Annotated in this window: 18 protein-coding genes and 4 tRNA genes; 13 read left to right on the top strand and 9 right to left on the bottom strand. The window is 39.6% G+C overall.

Annotated elements, in window-relative coordinates:
- Positions 1 to 130: 130 nt before the first annotated feature.
- Positions 131 to 1,348, bottom strand: coding sequence for an S-methyl-5-thioribose kinase (mtnK, locus tag I6F48_RS20170; RefSeq protein WP_197120156.1), 1,218 nt, complete (start codon positions 1,346 to 1,348; stop codon positions 131 to 133).
- A 129-nt stretch (positions 1,349 to 1,477) separates the two neighbouring features.
- Between mtnK and mtnA the strand changes: the two genes are divergently transcribed.
- A complete protein-coding gene (gene mtnA, locus I6F48_RS20165) occupies positions 1,478 to 2,506 on the top strand; it encodes an S-methyl-5-thioribose-1-phosphate isomerase (protein WP_165729515.1) in 1,029 nt (342 codons plus the stop codon).
- Here the strand turns inward: mtnA and I6F48_RS20160 are convergent.
- The 4 genes from I6F48_RS20160 to I6F48_RS20145 all read right to left on the bottom strand — a co-directional run bounded on the left by I6F48_RS20160 (position 2,495) and on the right by I6F48_RS20145 (position 5,540).
- A complete protein-coding gene (locus tag I6F48_RS20160; RefSeq protein WP_101217511.1) occupies positions 2,495 to 3,559 on the bottom strand; it encodes a RelA/SpoT domain-containing protein in 1,065 nt (354 codons plus the stop codon). The two genes, mtnA and I6F48_RS20160, sit on opposite strands and share 12 nt — an antisense overlap.
- 129 nt (positions 3,560 to 3,688) lie before the next feature.
- Entirely contained in the window at positions 3,689 to 4,231 is a 543-nt protein-coding gene (locus I6F48_RS20155; protein WP_165740098.1) for a 1,2-dihydroxy-3-keto-5-methylthiopentene dioxygenase, read from the bottom strand.
- Positions 4,228 to 4,914: an acireductone synthase gene (mtnC, locus tag I6F48_RS20150; protein WP_165740100.1), complete on the bottom strand. Its 687-nt coding sequence runs from the start codon at positions 4,912 to 4,914 to the stop codon at positions 4,228 to 4,230. Before mtnC ends, I6F48_RS20155 begins: the two co-directional genes overlap by 4 nt.
- Positions 4,911 to 5,540, bottom strand: coding sequence for a methylthioribulose 1-phosphate dehydratase (locus tag I6F48_RS20145; RefSeq protein WP_024589460.1), 630 nt, complete (start codon positions 5,538 to 5,540; stop codon positions 4,911 to 4,913). Before I6F48_RS20145 ends, mtnC begins: the two co-directional genes overlap by 4 nt.
- A 108-nt stretch (positions 5,541 to 5,648) precedes the next feature.
- Here I6F48_RS20145 and I6F48_RS20140 point away from each other — a divergent pair, with 108 nt between their 5' ends.
- From I6F48_RS20140 to I6F48_RS20130, 3 genes are all read left to right on the top strand, one after another.
- Positions 5,649 to 6,791, top strand: a complete 1,143-nt coding sequence (locus I6F48_RS20140; protein ID WP_197120155.1) for a methionine aminotransferase — start codon at positions 5,649 to 5,651, stop codon at positions 6,789 to 6,791.
- A complete protein-coding gene (locus tag I6F48_RS20135; protein ID WP_165740104.1) occupies positions 6,779 to 7,552 on the top strand; it encodes an amidohydrolase in 774 nt (257 codons plus the stop codon). Before I6F48_RS20140 ends, I6F48_RS20135 begins: the two co-directional genes overlap by 13 nt.
- A gap of 75 nt (positions 7,553 to 7,627) precedes the next feature.
- Positions 7,628 to 9,043, top strand: a complete 1,416-nt coding sequence (locus I6F48_RS20130; RefSeq protein ID WP_197120154.1) for a mannose-1-phosphate guanylyltransferase/mannose-6-phosphate isomerase — start codon at positions 7,628 to 7,630, stop codon at positions 9,041 to 9,043.
- A gap of 30 nt (positions 9,044 to 9,073) precedes the next feature.
- On the opposite strand, the gene I6F48_RS20125 is transcribed toward I6F48_RS20130, so the two are convergent.
- The 3 genes from I6F48_RS20125 to I6F48_RS20115 form a co-directional block, all read right to left on the bottom strand.
- Positions 9,074 to 11,230 (bottom strand): response regulator, encoded by a 2,157-nt coding sequence (locus tag I6F48_RS20125; RefSeq protein WP_165729508.1) that lies wholly within the window; start codon positions 11,228 to 11,230, stop codon positions 9,074 to 9,076.
- A 167-nt stretch (positions 11,231 to 11,397) separates the two neighbouring features.
- The gene (locus I6F48_RS20120; protein ID WP_004334929.1) at positions 11,398 to 12,054 is read right to left on the bottom strand and encodes a helix-turn-helix transcriptional regulator; all 657 of its coding nucleotides are present in this window, start codon (positions 12,052 to 12,054) and stop codon (positions 11,398 to 11,400) included.
- Between the two features lie 220 nt (positions 12,055 to 12,274).
- Entirely contained in the window at positions 12,275 to 12,643 is a 369-nt protein-coding gene (locus I6F48_RS20115; protein WP_007579887.1) for a histidine triad nucleotide-binding protein, read from the bottom strand.
- A gap of 92 nt (positions 12,644 to 12,735) precedes the next feature.
- Between I6F48_RS20115 and I6F48_RS20110 the strand changes: the two genes are divergently transcribed.
- Positions 12,736 to 13,335, top strand: a complete 600-nt coding sequence (locus I6F48_RS20110) for a DUF2057 domain-containing protein (RefSeq protein ID WP_121955040.1) — start codon at positions 12,736 to 12,738, stop codon at positions 13,333 to 13,335.
- A gap of 58 nt (positions 13,336 to 13,393) precedes the next feature.
- Here the strand turns inward: I6F48_RS20110 and I6F48_RS20105 are convergent, their stop codons facing one another.
- Positions 13,394 to 15,235: a M1 family metallopeptidase gene (locus tag I6F48_RS20105; RefSeq protein ID WP_165740108.1), complete on the bottom strand. Its 1,842-nt coding sequence runs from the start codon at positions 15,233 to 15,235 to the stop codon at positions 13,394 to 13,396.
- Between the two features lie 143 nt (positions 15,236 to 15,378).
- On the opposite strand from I6F48_RS20105, the gene murB reads away from it, so the two are divergent.
- The 8 genes from murB to I6F48_RS20065 all read left to right on the top strand — a co-directional run.
- Positions 15,379 to 16,386: a UDP-N-acetylmuramate dehydrogenase gene (gene murB, locus I6F48_RS20100; protein WP_165740110.1), complete on the top strand. Its 1,008-nt coding sequence runs from the start codon at positions 15,379 to 15,381 to the stop codon at positions 16,384 to 16,386.
- The gene (gene birA / locus I6F48_RS20095; protein ID WP_165740112.1) at positions 16,386 to 17,378 is read left to right on the top strand and encodes a bifunctional biotin--[acetyl-CoA-carboxylase] ligase/biotin operon repressor BirA; all 993 of its coding nucleotides are present in this window, start codon (positions 16,386 to 16,388) and stop codon (positions 17,376 to 17,378) included. The genes murB and birA overlap by 1 nt, the downstream gene beginning before the upstream one ends.
- Positions 17,375 to 18,085 (top strand): type III pantothenate kinase, encoded by a 711-nt coding sequence (locus I6F48_RS20090; RefSeq protein ID WP_165740114.1) that lies wholly within the window; start codon positions 17,375 to 17,377, stop codon positions 18,083 to 18,085. The genes birA and I6F48_RS20090 overlap by 4 nt, the downstream gene beginning before the upstream one ends.
- 126 nt (positions 18,086 to 18,211) lie before the next feature.
- A tRNA-Thr gene (locus I6F48_RS20085) sits at positions 18,212 to 18,287 on the top strand.
- 40 nt (positions 18,288 to 18,327) lie between these two features.
- Positions 18,328 to 18,412, top strand: a tRNA-Tyr gene (locus I6F48_RS20080).
- A 44-nt stretch (positions 18,413 to 18,456) separates the two neighbouring features.
- Positions 18,457 to 18,531 (top strand) — tRNA-Gly (locus tag I6F48_RS20075).
- 11 nt (positions 18,532 to 18,542) lie between these two features.
- Positions 18,543 to 18,618: transfer RNA gene (locus tag I6F48_RS20070), tRNA-Thr, on the top strand.
- A gap of 128 nt (positions 18,619 to 18,746) precedes the next feature.
- Positions 18,747 to 19,545, top strand: a 799-nt coding sequence (locus tag I6F48_RS20065) for an elongation factor Tu (protein WP_197119357.1), incomplete at its 3' end; no start/stop codon positions are given.

Raw genomic sequence — 19,545 nt, 5'->3', positions numbered from 1 at the left:
TAATGTGCCCTCAAACAAGATTTGAAGATCTGATCATGACATTGAGATTTAGTTCAAAAAAATCCCCGCTAATTTCTTAGCAGGGATTTGTGTATAAGAGACAGCTAATTAGCGCCTTTTTTAATGTTTTTTAATTTAATTGGCTTATTAATAAACTAAAAAATGCTTCTTTGTTGTTGCACGTGTGGGCATTCAAAATAAGTTGCTCGCCTAGTGCTAATGTTTGTTTTTGCACTATAAGACGCGCCTTATCATCACCAATACTATCTATATCGGTTACATGTGCGAGCCCTATGGTGCGCCTAATTAACTCAGCACCACAGTAACCAATGGCGTCTTGTAATACCCCTTTTATAAAGTATTCACTGTAGCCTGTAACCTTTAGCGCAACTTCAGTAGTGTGCTCATTTATAAGCGTAAGCCAATGTTGTTCAAATAAGGTATAGCATTCAACAAGGGTGCTTAATAAGTGGGTTTGATAATTACGACGAGTCAAAAAATCTTCAATATGCCCGTATTGTGCGCAGTAATTTAAAAGTAAATTACCAATAAAAGAGCCAATATCGAACCCAGTAGGACCAAAAAAACCAAACTCAGGATCGATCATCTTTGTATTATTACAATCAACAAAAATACTGCCGCTATGCATATCACCATGGAGTAATGTTTGCGGGTTAGATAAAAAATTAGCTTTTAATTTTGCTATTTCTAACTTTAATGCGCTGTTCTTGTGTATTGCATCAACTTCGCTTTGTAGTTGCTTTGGGTAGTTATTGCGTTCGTGCTCAATGTACGGATCGCTAAAAAATAAGTCTTCAGTGATTTGGCAAAGCTCAGGGTTAGTAAATTGGCTAACGAGCGCTTTTTTAGTTTGTGCGGTTAAATAAAAATCTGAATTATAAAAACCAGTATGGCTTAAGTAGGTCGCTACGTGCTGCGCTAATTTAGGAAATTGCTCAGCATTATTTTGTGCAGTTCGCAGTATTTGTAAATTACCTAAATCTTCTAAAATAGTCAGTGCTTGCATTTCACTATAATGTAAAACCCTAGCAGTATAAGTTGGGCAAATAGCGCCATGATTAAGCAAAACTTGTGCTTCTATACGAGCTCTATCAAGCGTTAATGGCCACGACTCACCCACGCAACGCGCATAAGGCAGAGCTTGCTTTAAAATAACACTATTGTTTTGCTCATCAGTAATTCTAAATACTAAATTAAGATTGCCATCACCAAACTCATATGCCGATAAGGCTTGTCCGGGAGCAAAAAAATTACATTGTTTAGATTCAATTAATGTCGATACATAATCGATAGCGCGCTGTGCATTAAAAGCAACATAGTTAGTCATGGTTTAAATCTCAAAAATCAGCTTTTAAGCATTCTATACCTTTAAATGTTTAGATGTCTACAAGTCCAACTTGAGAGTTATTCAAAGTGGTGTAAAATAACGTTACGCATTTTTAATACCTTAAGCATTATGCAAAATTTAATCGCAAGCAGTTTAAAATATGAAAACGGGTCGCTTAGTGTGCTCGACCAATATTTACTACCTCACCAGCAGGTATGGCATCAATGCCATGATGTAGAAACCATGAAAGAGCTGATCATTAGTTTAAAAGTACGTGGAGCTCCACTTATTGGTTTAAGCGCGAGCTTGTTAGTGGCGTATTTAGCTGAGCAAGGGGTAGTTAAAGGTGAGCTTGAAAAAGCAATCAATGAGCTAGAAGCCACTCGCCCAACGGCGGTTAATTTAATGCATTGTATGGCTGCATTGCGTAAAGCTTTAACGCAAAGCGGTTATGTTGCCGGTATTGTTACCACAGCTGAGCGGTTGTTTATTGAAGATATTGAGCTGTGTGAGCGAATGGCAAGCCGTGGCGCCGAACTTATAAATAGTGGCGACAACATATTAACCCATTGTAATACAGGGGCGCTTGCAACCGCTGGTATTGGTACTGCACTAGGTGTTATTTACAAAGCGCAGCAAAAATATGGCAACGTACATGTGTGGGTTGATGAAACACGACCATTATTACAAGGCGGTCGCTTAACTGCCTTTGAGCTTGAGCGCTGGAAAATACCTTACACTCTAATTTGCGATAATATGGCGGCGAGTTTAATGGCTGCAGGTAAGGTGGATAAAATAGTGGTAGGGGCTGATCGTATTGCTGCCAATGGTGATTTTGCCAATAAAGTGGGCACCTATAATTTAGCCGTACTTGCGTATTTCCATAACATTCCATTTTATGTAGTTGCGCCTATTACCACGCTTGATACCAACACCGCGTGTGGTAATGATATAGAAATAGAGCAACGTAATCCTCAAGAAGTGCGCGGAGTTAGCGGTAGCTTTGGTGAGGCTTTATGGGCGCCCACTAATGCTAATGTGTATAACCCTGCATTTGATATAACGCCGGCAAAACTGGTCACAGGGTGGGTGTTAGATACGGGTGTGTATAACCAGCAACAAGTATTAATGGGTAAACTTAAAGAGCTAACTCAATAATATGCGACTGAATTCTGAAAGAAACTCAGAGGTACTATTTAGGTAGTTGGGGTAGGCTTTTTCTATTGATTTCAAGTCGCTCCCTGCAACTAGAAGCACGTTATTGTGAGTTTGTTTTTCTTGTTCAGCGTAATGCGTTAGAGCTTCTTGCTTTTTATTTTCTGCATATAAAAAGACTCGACCCATTTGTGTTTCTGTGTTGTGAACGAGTAAAGCAAAGCCTGTATCTTTCGATTTATTTTTAATTTCGTCAACTTGGAATGCGCGATTAAATGCATCAAGCTTATGAAATGCGGCTAGCTTTTTATTTAGTGCCGAAAGCTCATCAACAAAGGTCTGCGATTGTTGTGAACTTAATTGATTTGAACCATCTTTGACTGCAAGAAACTCACCCATGATAAAAAATAATCGCTTCCAATCTGTGTCGGCTGCTTGGGGATTGGTTTTTAGTGTTTCTTTTTCAATAATATCTACAATTTCAACAGTAGTAGCCCAAAGGTGCTGAAGCCTAGTGCGTAACTGTACTTCAATTTGAAAGCCTTTATAATCGTGAGATTTTAAATTGTTATAACTTTTATAAACACGATGAATACCTCTATAGCCTGTCGCTTTTGGGTTTTCAATATAATCATATGATTTAACGCTATGAACTGCTCTACTCGAATCTAAACTTGCGTTGAGTTGATATAGATGCTCTAGATTATCTAAGATTACTCGGCAGCCACCTATGTCGTGCATTCGCTTCAGATTTATTGCGTTTTCACTTTTACCATCCAACGAGGCTCTTTGTAACTTATCTATAATAGTTGGCAAGCGCTTTAAGCGTCTAACTATAGTCGCCGATTCTAGCAAATGAAGCTTTTTTACATGTTTCCATACGAGGTTTTTAATAATAGTCAGCGGATATAAATGTGCTGCACGATAGTTTTGTACAACCTCTATTGCAAAGTCAAAATCACCTTCATTTTTACGAAAAATACGACCAGCCTTTTCAACTTGCTTACGTGAGTAGGCTAGTTGTTGTTTAGACTTTTGATATTGTTCGTTCACCATTGGAAAGTTACTCTTTATCAGCTGCATTGCTAAAATAATATTACAGAGTTAAGTGATTGAAGTCATCCTGCAAATTGCATAAATACGCTTATAGAAAATATAGTTTAGGCATGCGTGCACTGAGCTTTATTAATCGAGTAAGGGAAATTGCTCTGCAATAGACGAGTCAGTACTTTTTGCTACCCAGCCCTCTGTATTGTTAAATAAGCGAATGGCAGTAAACTCAGGAGCGCTTCCCATATCAAACCAATGCGGGGTAAGTTCAGGCACTGAAATTAAATCGCCTTGTTGGCAAAGTACCTGATAAACCTTATTGTCTAAATGTAGGCAAAATAGCCCTTGGCCTTTTACAAAAAAACGTACTTCGTCTTCACTATGAGTATGTTCAAATAAAAACTTTTTGCGCAGCTCTGATGAGGCAGGATTACCTTTAGCTAGAGATATAACGTCTACTGTTTGATAGCCATTTTCAGTTTTTAACCGATCTATATCGTTTTTGTACGCACTAATAATTTGCTCATGGGTGGTGTGCTCATTAATATCTGCATTTGCTTGCCACTGTTCAAAACGTACGTTTACTTTAGCTAGTTGCTTTGCAATATCATCAGCATTTGATGTGCTTACAAGTGCTTTGTTTGCATTGTTGTCGGCATACACTGTTAATTGGCTCATACTAATTGCTCCAATTTAAATTGGCTAAAGTCATTAATATAAGGATGTGTTTTGGTGTTTGCTTGCCCATCACGAATTAAATGTAATGTTTTTATGCCCGCAGCTTGCGCGGCATCAAGCTCGCCGGCTACATCACTTAAAAAGAGTATTTCTGCTGCTTTAAACGGTAACAGATCAACAATAGTGTTATAGGCTGTTTGCTCTTGTTTTGCGCCAACTTTGGTGTCAAAAAAGTCAGTAAACAAGCTGCGAATGTCGCCATAATCACTGTATTTAAAAAGTAGCTGCTGCGCTTTTACCGACCCTGACGAGTACACATACAAAGTAATATCGTTGTTGTGTTGAGCTTGTAAAAAATCAAATGCATCTGGGTATAAATGACCTTTAAAATCACCGTGTTCATACCCTGTTTGCCAGATTAAGCCTTGTAACTGCTTAAGTGGAGTGATTTTTTTATCTTCATCAATCCAGGTAAGTAAGGTGGTAATGACTTCTTCTATATTGGCGTTTGGCTTTTCGATAAGGGCTTTTACGGCACTAATTTGCTCAGCTACATCTGGCTTATTAGCATTGGCACGTACAAAGGTAGGTAATTGCTTTGCCGCGTAAGGAAACAGCACCTCTTTAACAAACGAGATGCGGGTTATTGTACCTTCGATGTCGGTTAAAATGGCTTTAATCATTTAGTTACTCCCGCTTGAATACCTATTATTTTTAGGCGCTCTAGTTCGCAACTAAATAAAAACTCTAAGGCTTCTAGGTGGCGGCGAACTTCATCAATATTGCGCCCTACAGCATATAAGCCATGACCACGTATAAGTACGCCATGCTCTATTGGTGTATGTAAATGATGGTCACTGACCAGCAGGCTTAATCGGTCAATATCTTGATCGTTATCGAAAATAGGAATGCTCAGCGTTTCTAAATGCGAAGTAAAGCCGCTCAGTGCTTTTTGCATTTCATAGCCTGTTAAATCAAGCTGATGCCTTTGGGTAATTTGCGACAGTACGGTGGCGGCTACAGAGTGAGTATGCAAAACACACTGTGCATCAGGTATAAGCTGATACAAACTTAGGTGTAATTGTGTTTCTGCCGATGGCTTTACAGCTCCTGCTAGGCGCTCGCCTTGGTGATCTAATTGCAAAAAATGCTCTTGCGTCAGTGAGCCTTTATCGTGCCCACTTGCTGTAACAACAAAGCCAGTGCTAGTACGAGCTGAAAAGTTTCCACCTGTTGCGGGTACCCAGCCTTTTTGGCTAACCCATTTTCCGGCTTCAATAAGTTGTGAAATAGCGGTATTGTTTTGCATACATTCCTCACTAATGAGCGTAAAGTTAATTGTTTTTAGACGGCTATACTTCTGTTTTAAGCAATGATAGCATCGCTTTAAGCGCAAAACCATCATTAAGGGCATCACGTGTTTGAAAGTAAATTACCAAATTTAGGCGTTAGTATATTTAGCCAAATGAGCGGGTTGGCTAATGAGTTTTCGGCAATTAATCTCTCTCAAGGCTTTCCTGAGTTTGATGCTCCTGATCTTTTAAAAACGCAGTTAAATTATTATGTGCAGCAGGGCGTTAATCAATATTCACCTTCAAGTGGTGTACCACGATTACAGCAACAAATTGCTGATTTAGCAAAGCGCAAATATGCAGCTGATATCAACGCAGCTGATCAAGTTACTGTTACCTCAGGTGCAACAGAGGCATTGTTTGTGGCTATTCAAACAATTGTGCGCCCAAGTGATGAAGTGATTGTATTTGACCCTGCATATGACTCTTACCAACCGGCAATTGAACTCGCTGGTGGAAAGTCAGTACACATTGCTTTAAGTGCGCCAAATTACACTATTGATTGGCAAGTAGTAAGCCAAGCAATTACTAAAAATACCCGTGCAATTATTATTAATACGCCTCATAACCCAAGCGGTAAAATATTACAGCCACAAGATATAAAAGCGCTTAAAGAGTTAGTTGGTACTCACAATTTGTATGTAATAAGCGATGAGGTATATGAGCACATTACGTTTGATGAACAACCGCATTTAAGCGTATTACGCGATGATGAATTATTTGCCAAAAGCTTTGTTGTATCGAGTTTTGGTAAAACGTTTCACAGCACGGGCTGGAAAATGGGTTACTGTATTGCACCTGCAGATTTAGCTGTCGAATTTAGAAAAATTCATCAGTACGTTACGTTTTCAAGTTTTACCCCCGCACAGCATGCGCTTGCCGATATGCTCGAGCAGCAAGGCGAGCATATAGATGAGCTAAGTGGGTTTTATCAGCAAAAACGAGACTTATTAGCGAGTCATTTAAGTAACAGCCGTTTTAAAATTTTACCTAGCCAGGGCACTTACTTTTTATTGTTAGATTACAGCGATGTATCGGATTTAAACGATGTTGATTTTTGCCACTGGTTAGTTGAGCAAGCCGGTGTTGCGGCTATTCCGTTAAGTGTTTTTTATCAAAATCCACCAACCGACAAAGTCATTCGTTTATGCTTTGCTAAAAACGACAACACTCTCATAGAGGCTGCGCAAATATTATGTCAACTTTAACCATTACAGCATTGCAAAGCTCGCTTTATTGGCTTGATAAAGATGCTAATTTAGCCATGTTTAATAAGCAGCTTGAGTCAATTACGCATCAGCCCGATCTTATTTTATTGCCCGAAACATTCTCGACTGGCTTTGCTATTAATTTAGATTGTGCAGAGCCCGAAAACGGTAAAGTACTGACGTGGTTAAAGGCGCAGGCTCATAAACATAATGCGTTTATTGCGGGTTCGGTACTTGTTGCACAAGGCGATAAAAAAGCAAATCGGTTTTATTGGGTAAAACCCGATGGAGAGGTGAGTTATTACGATAAGCGCCATTTATTTCGCTTAGGCAGTGAGGGCGACTACGTTGTAGCAGGGCAAGCACGCAAAGTTTTTGAAATCAATGGTTTTAAACTATTACCGCAGGTATGTTACGACCTGCGCTTTCCGGTATTTCAACGTAATAATAACGACTACGATGTAATGATAAACGTAGCAAACTGGCCTGCTGTGCGCCGCCATATTTGGGATACGTTACTTATGGCGCGTGCAATGGAAAACCTGTGTTACGTAGTAGGCGTTAATCGTGTGGGTGACGACGGTAATGGTGTGGCGCACAATGGCGGTACCGCAGTATACGACTTCAAAGGCGATGCGTTAACTAAAGCGCAAGATGACGCAGAGCAACTAGTTACTATCACACTTGAAAAAGCACCACTGGATGAGTTTAAAGCAGCGTTTCCTGCCTATTTAGATGCAGACCCTTTTACATTAATATAGACACGTTAATTTAGCGCAGAGCCAATAAAGTGTTAAAATAGTCGCAGATATTTTTGTTGGCGGCTAATATACATTATGAACACTTTAATCACTCCTGTAATTTTAGCTGGTGGCATAGGCTCTCGCTTGTGGCCGCTTTCTCGCCAAGCAATGCCTAAACAATTTTTACCACTACTAAATGAAAACACGTCATTACTGCAAAGTACATTGGCGCGTGTTTCTAATGAGTTGTTTGATAATGCTATTTTAGTGTGTAATGAGCAGCACCGATTTATTGCCGCCGAGCAAGCTGCAAGCTCAATTCCTACTGCATTATTACTCGAACCCAAAGGTAAAAATACCGCTCCTGCCATCGCATTAGCCGCCCACTATGCACTGCAAAATGGGATTACCGGTCCGCTATTAGTGATGCCTGCCGATCATCATATTAAAAACTTTGATGTATTAACAGCTAAGCTCCCTGAAGCTGTAAAACTTGCTGCGCAAGGAAAGCTAGTTACATTTTCTATTACGCCTACAGAACCGCATACTGGTTATGGCTATATAAAACAAGGCGCGGCTATTGCTGGAACGGGTTGTTACGATGTTGCTCAATTTAAAGAAAAGCCTGACTTAGATACAGCGAACCGTTATTTAGCTCAAGGTGGTTATAGCTGGAATAGCGGCATGTTTTTATTTACCCCAGCGACCTATTTAAAAGAGCTCGAGCGGTTTGCGCCAAAAATAGCAACGAGTGTCGCTGCAGCAACACAATTTACTAAAGATTTAGGGTTTACCCGCCCAAGCAGTAGTGCGCTTGAGCACTGCCCAAGCGATTCAATTGATTACGCTATTTTAGAGCGCAGTAATAACGTAGTTGTTATGCCTGTTGATTTAAAATGGAGTGATGTAGGTAGTTTTTCATCCCTTGATGCGCTTACAAAAAAAGATGAAAACGGTAATAGCTTAAATGCTAATTATATGGCTCAAAAAAGCACTAATAACTTAGTTATTAACGAGACTGAACACACTATTGCCACGCTTGGAGTAAGCAATTTAGCAATTATTCATACTCATGATGCCACGTTAATTGCAAACCAAAATGAGCTAGATTCTTTGCCTTTGTTGCTTAAGCAAATTGCTACAACACAGGCCGATAAACTTAACCATCATCAAGTGGTTTTTCGCCCATGGGGGAATTACCGTACTTTGGTTGAAGGCACTGGCTTTAAAGTTAAAAAAATTACTGTTAATAGCGGTGCTAAGCTTTCGACGCAGCGCCATCAGCATCGTGCTGAACATTGGGTTGTGGTTTCGGGTATTGCAGATGTGTGTATTAATGAGCAAGCGCATACGCTAACGCACGACCAATCGTGTTATATCGCCGCAAAACAAATTCATAGCTTGGCTAATAATCAAAAAGAGCCGTTAATTGTCATTGAAGTGCAAACCGGTGCTGTACTTGATGAAAGCGATATAGAGCGATTTGATGATAAATATGGAAGAGGCTAATAATTAGCTATTTTTAAAGCTAATTCACTATTACTCTAACTGCCCACGCACAAACTTTAAATATTGCTCTAAGCTGCGTTGCCACAGATCTAACGCTTCATCAAGCATATCGTTGTGTGGCTTTTTATCGAGTAAACGACGTTCTATTTTTTTCAGCTCAATACCATAGCGATTAAAACCAAGTTGCAGAGCGGTACTTGCTTGGCGATGTAAAAGCTTAATGCATTGCTCTGGTTGTTGATCAATAAGCTTTTGACAGCGAATTAGCTTGTTACGCGCCGAAAGCACAAACTCATTATAAATCGACGATACTTCATCTTCACTAAACGAGCTGGTGAGTGTTTCGGCCGCTGTTTTGTCATACAACGTATCAATAAGCTCTACTGCAATACTCGCAGTTTGATTAGATTGAGAGTCGCTAAGTGCTTGGCGAAGCTTTTCGTGCTTAATAGGCTTGCCTACAATGTCTTTTATTCCTAATTCTAAATACTCTTTTACTTCGTCTGGGCTAAGGCTTGCAGTAAATGCGAGTACTGGAGTTCGTTGATTTTTATGATCAATGCGTTTTAGACGTTTAAGTACTTCTTGGCCTGTTAAATCAGGTAGATTCATATCAAGCAAAACAACATCGAAGTGGTGAGCTTGCATGAGCTCTATGGCGCTTTTCCCATCTTTTGCGAGCTTAATTTTGTGTTCATCGTCGGCCATAAATTCTATAGCAATTTTTTGATTTAAATCTAAATCTTCAACCAGTAGTACATTAAGACCTGTTAAGTAATCTTTAGTTTGATGGCGCTGCTCTACAAGGCTTAATTCACCTAAAGTAAAAGTAACGGTAAAGCTAAATACACTACCAGTACCAAGCTGGCTGGCTATTTCGAGTCGGCTACTGAGCTTTTCAAGCAGGCGACTGGTAATAGCTAAACCAAGGCCGGTTCCGCCTTTCTCTTTTCCTGCACTACTTTGTACATAAGGTTCTGTTAAGTAGGCTATCTCATCATTTTCTATACCTGGCCCTGAATCTTTGACACTAATTTTTATAGTGTGCTCAAGTTGTTTTTCTAATACTAAATCAACCTGAATTTTAACGGTTCCGTGGTCTGTAAACTTAATGGCATTACCCACTAAATTAATAATTATTTGCCTAAGTTTTTGCTGGTCGCAGTAATAACAGGCTTGCTCAGGAATATTACATATTAGTTCAAACTTGAGTTGCTTTTGCTCGGCGAGAGGGCTTAGTAATAAACATAAATTATTAAGCCATGTTTTAAACTCTACATCTTCTTCGTAAAGCGCTTCGTCACTTTGATCTAGGCTCGCGTAATCAAGGACCTTATCTACCAATAAGTTAAGTGATTCGGCAGAATTTATAATCGCTTCGCAATAGGCTTTATTGCGGGTATCACTTGTTTGGTTCATAACAAGTTGGGCGCTGCCTAAAATACCGTTTAGCGGCGTGCGAATTTCGTGGCTTATAGTTGATAAAAAGAGCCCGCGTATTTCTAAATCTTTTTGTGCTTTATCGGCTAATTTATTGAGGTGCTGCTCTCTGCGCTCATTACATAATAACGCCATACCTGCAGCATAAAACATGGGTGCAATCACGCCATTTAAAAATAGCAAAGAGCTAAACCAGCCGTTTACTAAAAGATTTTTTTGTTCAATGTTATCCATAAATAACGAGCGGCCAATAAAGCTTAAAGCAACAAGCGTTAAAATGGTTATGTATACAATACTGCCATTAGGATAGGGTTTGCGTGCACACTTAATAAATATAAACAGTAAAAAACCGGCTTCTGCTATGTGTTGTATATCGGATGCAATCACTCTTTCGTGTAAAGATGGGTCAAAAAAGGTGTAATAGCCAAGCATTACAGTGCAAAAAGCGGTCACTGAGCAGAGTAATTTAAAACCAATACCGCGATAATTTAAAAATTGACTAAGTGAAAGGCAGTGCACTATTGATGCGGCAAACATCATGCTACTGGCAGCGCTAATAATTACTAAATTATGTGTATCACCAACAAGAGTAAAGCCAATAACAGAGCCTAATAGCAATATGGGATAAAAAATGTATAGCAGCGTGCCCGATATTTGTTTGTTTGTTCGCCATGTCAAAAAGTTAAGTAAGGTCATTACGACCATGATGGCGATGCTGGCAAAATAAAGAGTGAAGGAGTCGAGCATTAATATTCCAGCAAAGTAGCTATTAAACTAAGATTATCAAAAGTATACACTTATACCAATTATCAAAACAGATCACTTAGGCAAGCAAATTGGTATTAAATAAGTGTGTAACACATACAAAAACAGACACCTAAGTGTCTGCTTTTAAATTTAAACTAAATATTTGATTAACGAATTTCATCAGGGATATTTTGTTGTGCCCACGATAGAAGTTCAATACGGTTACGACATTTGGTTTTTCTAAATGCGCTGTATAAATGTGTTTTAACAGTATGTGGACTAATACTTAAATCTTCTGCGATCTCTTTATTTTTGGAACCTTTACTCATTAGTGAGATTATTGCTTTTTCTCGCTTAGTAAGTTTAACAGGCTCAATATCACCTTCGGTTAGTTTATGCAGCGCATCTTTATTAAATTGCAGCATACGATTTAATGCATTACACATAATATCGCGACGGTACCAAAGTTGATCTTCAAGTAGTAAGCGAATACCTTTCATTAATACATCGGCGTTATCTGTTGTGTAAAATACGCCACGAATACCGCTTAACAATGCACGATTAGCAAGCTCAGGGTTTTCGTCTAAATTAAATAATATGATATCGCATTTAATACGTAGGTTTACTAGTTGTTCTTTTAGTTTTCCCCATGCATCCTTGCTTGATGTTTCAATAAACAAAAGTCGAGTCCCTTCAGGTATGTCTAAAATATTAGTACCTGTGGTTACGTCAAGGCCTTGCGTTTTTAACAAAGGTTCTAAAACGTTAATACCAATAGTGTTAATTGGCTCTTGATCTAATAACAAAAAGGCTGAACTGCTCATGTTTTTTATACTCTTTTATAAAGCTGACTGACTAAGTTTACCACGACTTCCACACCTTTTGTATTAGAAAATCGCTGATGTACTCAATAACAAATACGATATTACGATTATTTAAACACAAAATGTTGCAAATAAGTAACTATTTATTCTTTATAACTATGAAAAATCATAACATTTGTAACTAATTAATTGAGTGGAACAATTTAATAAAAACTTTTAATTATTTTACTTTTTTTACATTTTGATAAGGTGGCCAGCCCATTTCTTTACCGCCAAGCATGTGTAAATGTATGTGATAAACAGTTTGCCCACCATGTTCGTTACAGTTCATAACTACGCGGTATCCGTCCTCAGCAAAATTATGTTGCTTAGCTAATTTAGCTGCAACTACGTATAAGTTGCCTACTAAATGTGAGTTTTCAGGATTTATATCATTTATAGTAGCAATTGCTTTTTTTGGGATAATTAACACATGAAATGGCGCTTGTGGGTTTATATCTTTAAATGCGAGAGTGTTTTCATCTTCGTAAATAATATCTGCCGGGATTTCACGATTAATGATTTTGGTAAAAATAGTTTCTTGGCTCATAGTGTGTTCCTAATTAAGTGTTGTGAATTTTAAGCTCACTAATGACAAACTTTCAAAGCAGTGTCAAACTGAAATCAAATAAAGGAGTTAATATGCTTAAACCAATTTTAATAAGTAGTGCAGTTGCATTACTACTTAGTTTTTCGGCTAATGCTGAGAATATTCACTTTCCAGAAGAATTTGTACCACTGCAAGTGGGCGATAAAATGCTAGAAAGCTCTTTGTTTAGTCGTATTGATGATGTAGAGCTTGCTCCCGGAACTTATCAGCTTAGGCTAAAGTACACCGATTTATATGAAGATGATTATGACACGCACGAAGTTGTGGAGTCGGAACCATTTTGGGTAAGTGTAACTGTTGAAGCAGGTAAAGATTATACCTTAGTGTTTAATCGTGCTGAAAATGCAGTATCTGCAAAAGTATTTGCAGAAGCACCACAAGTTAGTTTAAAAGCAAAAAGTAGCGCTGTTGCTAAGCCTTTAAGTGTTATTTCTAACACGCAACTAGCAAGCAATAAACCGGTAATGCAAAATACATTGCCTGCAGGACCTTCACGTCCTAGTCAGCCGATAAAGCCGATAGCACCAATTACAGGTAAAGGAATGCCAAGTGCGCCGCAAATGCTTGATTTTTGGTGGCAACAAGCCACAACTGCAGAGCGTAAAGCTTTTTTAGAAAAAGTAACAAAGTAAAATAACAGAAAAACAAAAGGGCCAAATTTGGCCCTTTTTAGTTTCTAGTTAACGCTATTTATTCAAATAATGCGTCAATAGTACCTTGCGCAAGAGGGTGATACCCAGGGCGTGCTTTTAAGTACACGCTTTGTGCCCAGTCTTTTTTACCGTTAGTGATAAGTGATTTATATAACGGCACAATTAACTTACGACGGCCAATACCTGATAAGTGCTTATTAAGCGCAGGATAAATTGGTTGATAACCATTACCTACTGCTAGCATAAACCAAGCAAACGCACGTTCAGCGTTAGTTGATTGCGTTAGGTTAAATTCACTATCAAGCTCGCTCATTTTCTCTATGCTTAAATCGCGTGGTAAGTTATTTAAAAAGTGTAGCCACTCATGTACAGACCAATCAGCCGTTGGTAGTTGAGCTGCTGTTGTGTCGCCTTTCAACCATGCTGCTGTTGCAGTATCTACTTTATCAAATGCATCAGAAGTAGGGTTTGGTGCATCACTTGGTAAGCCAGGTTCAAAAATCCACTCGTTTACTTTATCCATGCTTACAACACCAGGATACTTTTCAATTAAGTTAGCTTTTAAGTAAGTAACAAATTGTGCAGTAGTCAGTGATTTAAACGAAAACTCTTTAAAGTACGCTTTCACAAATGGGTCAAATTTATCGCGACCGTATTTGTTTTCTAAGTAAATTAAGAATAGTTGACCTTTAGTGTAAGGCACTGAGCTAAATGCATCGTCTGGATCGCGTCCGTTAAGTTTTAAATTAAGGCGAGTGTCTGGCGCGTCAATTGTTTTAAGTTGCGCACGTAGTGATGCAGAATCAAGTGCTTGTTCCATAACCGCACGGTCACGGCCAAATACTTCTTCCATAATGCGGTTTTCAACGTACGAGGTAAAACCTTCGTTTAACCATAAATCTTCCCACGTTGCGTTAGTTACTAAGTTACCTGACCAAGAATGAGCAAGCTCATGGGCAATAAGGTTAACTAAGCTTTTATCACCGGCAACAACCGTTGGAGTTATAAATGATAAGCGTGGGTTTTCCATGCCACCAAACGGAAAACTTGGCGGTAGCATTAATAAGTCGTAGCGACCCCATGCATATTCGCCGTACATGGCGTTTGTTTTGTCGATCATGGCTTGGGTGTCGTCAAATTCAGCAACTGAGGCATCTAAAATTGTCGGCTCAGCAAATATGCCCGTTTGGTGCGACATTGCTTTAAATTCTAAGTTACCTGCGCCAATAGCAATTAGGTAAGGTGAAATTGCTTGCGGCATATCAAAAATGTAGTCGCCATCTTTATAAAGCGCATCTTTGTTATCGGCACTCATTACAGCGCGTATATCTTTTGGTGTATGAATTCGTGCAGAGTAAGTTACACGCATTGCAGGTGTATCTTGCACTGGGATCCAACTACGTGCATGAATTGCTTGCGATTGGCTGTACATAAATGGATGCGTTTTACTTGCCGTTTGCTCTGGTGTTAACCATTGCAGGCCTGATGCCTCTGGGCGGCTGTTATAGTAAATACGCACTACTTCAGCTTGGTTTTTAAACTTAATAGTAAGCTTTGAACCTTTAACGTCATCACGCTTAGCTAAATCAAAAGTTGCTTTTTTCCAGTTACCGCTTTGATCTTTGTACATTACTTTATCAATGTCTAAGTCGCGGGTATCAAGTACAAGCGTTCTGCTTTTGCTGTTGTTCCACTGAAGAGTATGCTCAACAAAACCTTCTAACTGCTTGTCGGCAAAGTCGACATCTAAATCAAGGTTTAAGTGAGTAGTAACAACATCATCAAGGTTAGCATACGAGTTTTGGTCAATCGCATTAGCCATTGCTTGCGAACACATACCCGCCATAGCGAGGCTTAAAAAAAGAGGTTTAATTTTCATCATTACTCTGAACACAAATAAAAAAGTGATGGTTTTATATCACGATTGGCACGGTGGGTTGAGTGATTTTTACAATCTAGTGCCACATTTGCGACGATGAGGTAAACTATTGCGATTAGTTACCGGTATTTTTAGAGAGCTTTGTGGCGCATTCATTACACTCCTTACATACATTCGCATTAAACAGCCAATGCCAAAATTTTGTTGAAATTACTCAGCTTGAGCAACTTAAAACGCAAAGTTTTAGTGCACCGTTTTGTTTGCTAGGCGAGGGCAGTAATACCGTATTTTTAAATGACTACATGGGTACGGTTATAAAAATAGCCTTAAAAGGTATTAAAATCACCGAGCGTGAGAGCGACACACTAATAAGTATTGCTGCAGGCGAAAACTGGCATCAACTAGTCAGTTATTTATTAGAGAAAAATATACCCGGGCTTGAAAATCTAGCTCTTATACCGGGTACGGTTGGCGCATCGCCGGTGCAAAATATTGGTGCTTATGGCGTTGAGATAGCTAAATTTATAGAGTCGGTAGAATACTTTGATATAACCACTAAAACTATGCACTCGCTAAATAATACGCAATGTGAATTTGCCTACAGAGACTCAATATTTAAACATGACCTTAAAAATAAAGCGGTGATCACGCAAGTGCATTTAGCGCTTCCAAAAAAGTGGCAACCAGTTTTAAGTTATGGCCCTTTGCAGCAGCTAGATGTTATTACACCGCAAGCAGTGTTTGAGCAGGTTATAAAAACGCGTAATAGTAAATTACCAAACCCATATACATTGCCAAATGCGGGCAGTTTTTTTAAAAACCCAATAATAACTAACCCCCAGTTAGCTGAGCTATTAAAACAATTTGCAGATTTACCCCATTACGAATATGGGGACAGCCATCACAAGGTAGCGGCTGGTTGGTTAATCGATCGAAGTGGTTTAAAAGGATACCGCGAGGCAGGTGTAGAAGTGCATGAACAACAAGCGCTAGTGCTTGTTAATCACGGAAATAGTGAAGGTAGTGACCTAATAAAAATGATTAAACATATTCAGCAAGTTGTTTATACGCGCTACAACATTATGCTTGAGCACGAAGTACGTTTAATTAATCAAACTAGCGAATGTCATATTAGTGTGGAGCCAATATAATGAAAGCACCTGATGGAAACAAACTCGCTATTTTAAATGCACTCAACCAAGGTGGCTTTGTATCTGGGCAAGCTTTAGGTGAAGAGCTTGGAATTAGTCGAGCTGCGGTTAGTAAACATATTAAAACGTTACAAGAAATGGGCTTGGATATTTTTAAAGTAACCGGCAAAGGCTATTGCTTAAATAACCAAGTGGGCCTTTTAAATAAAACGCAAATTGATCAGCACTACAAAGCGCTAGGTGCTAATACTGCCGATGTAGAAGTGCACCCTATTATTGATTCGACCAACAGCGAGCTTATGCGCCGTATACAGGCTAAAACAGCGGTTGAGTCTGGCACTGTTATTGTTGCTGAAATGCAGCAAGCAGGGCGCGGCCGACGCGGCCGTGTTTGGCAATCCCCATTTGGCGCTAATTTGTATTACAGTTACTTTTGGCGTTTAGATGACGGGCTTCAAGCTGCAATGGGTGTATCAATTGCGGTAGGCCTTGCTGTTTATGATGCAATTAAAGCGTTATACCAAATTGACGTAGAGCTTAAATGGCCTAACGATATTTATATAAATAAACAAAAACTTGCAGGTGTATTGGTTGAACTCGACGGACAGCCGCAAGGACCTTGTCAGTTAGTGATTGGTATAGGTATTAATTTACAAATGCCTGAGAGTTTTAGCCAACATATAGACCAAGCGTGGACCGACTTAAATCAACATACTCAAAAGCTTGATAAAAACCAGCTGGTGGCGTCACTTACTTATCATTTAGAGCAGCGTTTAGTGCAGTATAGTCAAACTGGTTTGCAAAATATGTATGAGCAATGGAATTCACTCAATGCGTTTGCTGGCGATTACGTTGAGCTAAATACTGGGCACAGAAGCTGGCGTGGAATATGTGAAGGCATTGACCCACAAGGTGGAATACGAATTCGCCAAGACGGTGAAGTAAAAAGTTATTACGGCGGGGAAGTCTCTCTTCGAAAGGCGCAAGTATGAGATTACTGATCGATGTAGGAAATACATCACTAAAAGCTGTGCTGTGGCATAACGAGCAAGCACAACCAGCAGATATAAATAACCTACCTTGGGTGCAAATAACCGAAGTGATTTATGCATGCGTAGGGCGCAGTGATTTACTGAGCGATATTTTCGCGCAAGCGGCTAGCAATAATATCATTTGCTTTGAAGCTAAGGTAACCAAAACGCTTGGAGGATTAATCTGCGCATACGAGCATGTGGGTAACTTAGGTATAGATAGGTGGTTGGCGCTTATTGCAGGCTTTAAGTTATACCCACATAAAGCATGTATTGTTGTTGATGCAGGCACCGCCACCACAATTGATGTGCTCAATAGTGAAGGGCTACATTTAGGTGGCTGGATTTTACCCGGGCTTGATTTAATGACCTCGTCGCTTACGCAAAACACCCAACGTGTTTTTGATGACGGTAAAACACCATTTACTAATGAATTGGGTAAAAACACGCCAAATGGTTTAAAAAATGGTGCATTAGTGGCAACCATCGGGGCAATTGAGCAAGCTAAGCTGCATTTAACGGCTCAAAAAACAGAACAAGCAACACAAATTATTTTTGCTGGTGGCTATGGCTCACTATTACAGCAGCAATTTGCAGGAAGTATTTTTGATTCATTGCTTGTAATGAAGGGACTAAATTATTGGCGCGAACTAAGCAAAATAGTATAAAAAAGTGAAAAAAACGTGTTTTCGCGTGAATATTGAGCATTTAAACTAAAAATTTACACTTTTTTTAATTTTATTGTTGCATCCCAATAAACCTTACTCTAATATCTCGCCCCGTACTAAAGCAGTGCCGACTTAGCTCAGCTGGTAGAGCAACTGACTTGTAATCAGTAGGTCAACCGTTCGACTCGGTTAGTCGGCACCACTTTCCTTTTACCGGAAGTGAATTAGTAGAGAATTATCGTGGAGGGGTTCCCGAGCGGCCAAAGGGATCAGACTGTAAATCTGACGGCTCAGCCTTCGCTGGTTCGAATCCAGCTCCCTCCACCACTTTATTCTTGACGGTTAGAGGTAGTTTAAGAACAGATTTTTATGCGGGCATCGTATAATGGCTATTACCTCAGCCTTCCAAGCTGATGATGCGGGTTCGATTCCCGCTGCCCGCTCCAGTTCTTGTGTTGCTGATATAGCTCAGTTGGTAGAGCGCACCCTTGGTAAGGGTGAGGTCGGCAGTTCGACTCTGCCTATCAGCACCAGTCCTAAGAATCTCCTTGATTACTTCCTTTATCTGTCAGAAAATACTATTTGAAAAAATTAACTTAATCTACCTATGGTGGATTATTTTCATATGTAATTTAGATACACAAAACTGATAGGTTCCGTCATGGCAAAAGAAAAGTTTGAACGCGTAAAACCGCACGTAAACGTTGGTACAATTGGCCACGTTGACCACGGTAAAACTACACTAACTGCAGCAATCACTAACGTACTTGCAAAAGTATACGGCGGTGTTGCTAAAGATTTCGCATCAATCGACAACGCTCCAGAAGAGCGCGAACGTGGTATCACTATTTCAACGTCTCACGTTGAATACGATACTCCTTCACGTCACTACGCACACGTAGATTGTCCTGGTCACGCCGATTATGTTAAAAACATGATCACTGGTGCTGCTCAAATGGACGGCGCGATCTTAGTAGTTGCTGCGACTGATGGCCCTATGCCACAAACGCGTGAGCACATCCTTCTTTCTCGTCAAGTTGGCGTTCCTTACATCATCGTGTTCATGAACAAATGTGACATGGTAGATGACGAAGAGCTACTTGAACTAGTAGAAATGGAAGTTCGTGAACTTCTTTCAGAATACGATTTCCCAGGTGATGACTTACCTCTAATCGCGGGTTCTGCGCTTAAAGCGTTAGAAGGCGAGAAAGAGTGGGAAGATAAGATTGTTGAGCTTGCAAACGCACTTGACACTTACATCCCAGAGCCAGAGCGTGACATCGATAAGCCATTCATCATGCCTATCGAAGACGTTTTCTCAATCCAAGGTCGTGGTACAGTTGTAACTGGTCGTGTTGAAGCTGGTATCATCCGCATCAATGACGAAGTAGAAATTGTTGGTATCAATGATACAACTCGTTCTACTTGTACTGGTGTTGAAATGTTCCGTAAGCTTCTAG

Origin of the sequence: Pseudoalteromonas sp. SWYJ118, from assembly GCF_015864505.1 — a bacterium.
Taxonomy (GTDB): Bacteria; Pseudomonadota; Gammaproteobacteria; order Enterobacterales; family Alteromonadaceae; genus Pseudoalteromonas; species Pseudoalteromonas arctica.
Note: the sequence above shows the minus strand (reverse complement) of the source record. Positions and strands in the feature narration are given on the sequence as shown.

Bases quoted from the DNA above. Each gene is read 5' to 3' on its own strand.
- I6F48_RS20115 (WP_007579887.1), bottom strand. From the start codon at position 12,643: ATGAGCCAAGAAACTATTTTTACCAAAATCATTAATCGTGAAATCCCG.
- I6F48_RS20135 (WP_165740104.1), top strand. From the start codon at position 6,779: ATGTCAACTTTAACCATTACAGCATTGCAAAGCTCGCTTTATTGGCTT.
- I6F48_RS20120 (WP_004334929.1), bottom strand. From the start codon at position 12,054: ATGAGCAGTTCAGCCTTTTTGTTATTAGATCAAGAGCCAATTAACACT.
- mtnK (WP_197120156.1), bottom strand. From the start codon at position 1,348: ATGACTAACTATGTTGCTTTTAATGCACAGCGCGCTATCGATTATGTA.
- I6F48_RS20105 (WP_165740108.1), bottom strand. From the start codon at position 15,235: ATGAAAATTAAACCTCTTTTTTTAAGCCTCGCTATGGCGGGTATGTGT.
- I6F48_RS20155 (WP_165740098.1), bottom strand. From the start codon at position 4,231: ATGAGCCAATTAACAGTGTATGCCGACAACAATGCAAACAAAGCACTT.
- mtnA (WP_165729515.1), top strand. From the start codon at position 1,478: ATGCAAAATTTAATCGCAAGCAGTTTAAAATATGAAAACGGGTCGCTT.
- I6F48_RS20090 (WP_165740114.1), top strand. From the start codon at position 17,375: ATGAGATTACTGATCGATGTAGGAAATACATCACTAAAAGCTGTGCTG.
- I6F48_RS20125 (WP_165729508.1), bottom strand. From the start codon at position 11,230: ATGCTCGACTCCTTCACTCTTTATTTTGCCAGCATCGCCATCATGGTC.
- I6F48_RS20110 (WP_121955040.1), top strand. From the start codon at position 12,736: ATGCTTAAACCAATTTTAATAAGTAGTGCAGTTGCATTACTACTTAGT.
- I6F48_RS20145 (WP_024589460.1), bottom strand. From the start codon at position 5,540: ATGCAAAACAATACCGCTATTTCACAACTTATTGAAGCCGGAAAATGG.
- mtnC (WP_165740100.1), bottom strand. From the start codon at position 4,914: ATGATTAAAGCCATTTTAACCGACATCGAAGGTACAATAACCCGCATC.
- I6F48_RS20130 (WP_197120154.1), top strand. From the start codon at position 7,628: ATGAACACTTTAATCACTCCTGTAATTTTAGCTGGTGGCATAGGCTCT.
- I6F48_RS20160 (WP_101217511.1), bottom strand. From the start codon at position 3,559: ATGGTGAACGAACAATATCAAAAGTCTAAACAACAACTAGCCTACTCA.
- birA (WP_165740112.1), top strand. From the start codon at position 16,386: ATGAAAGCACCTGATGGAAACAAACTCGCTATTTTAAATGCACTCAAC.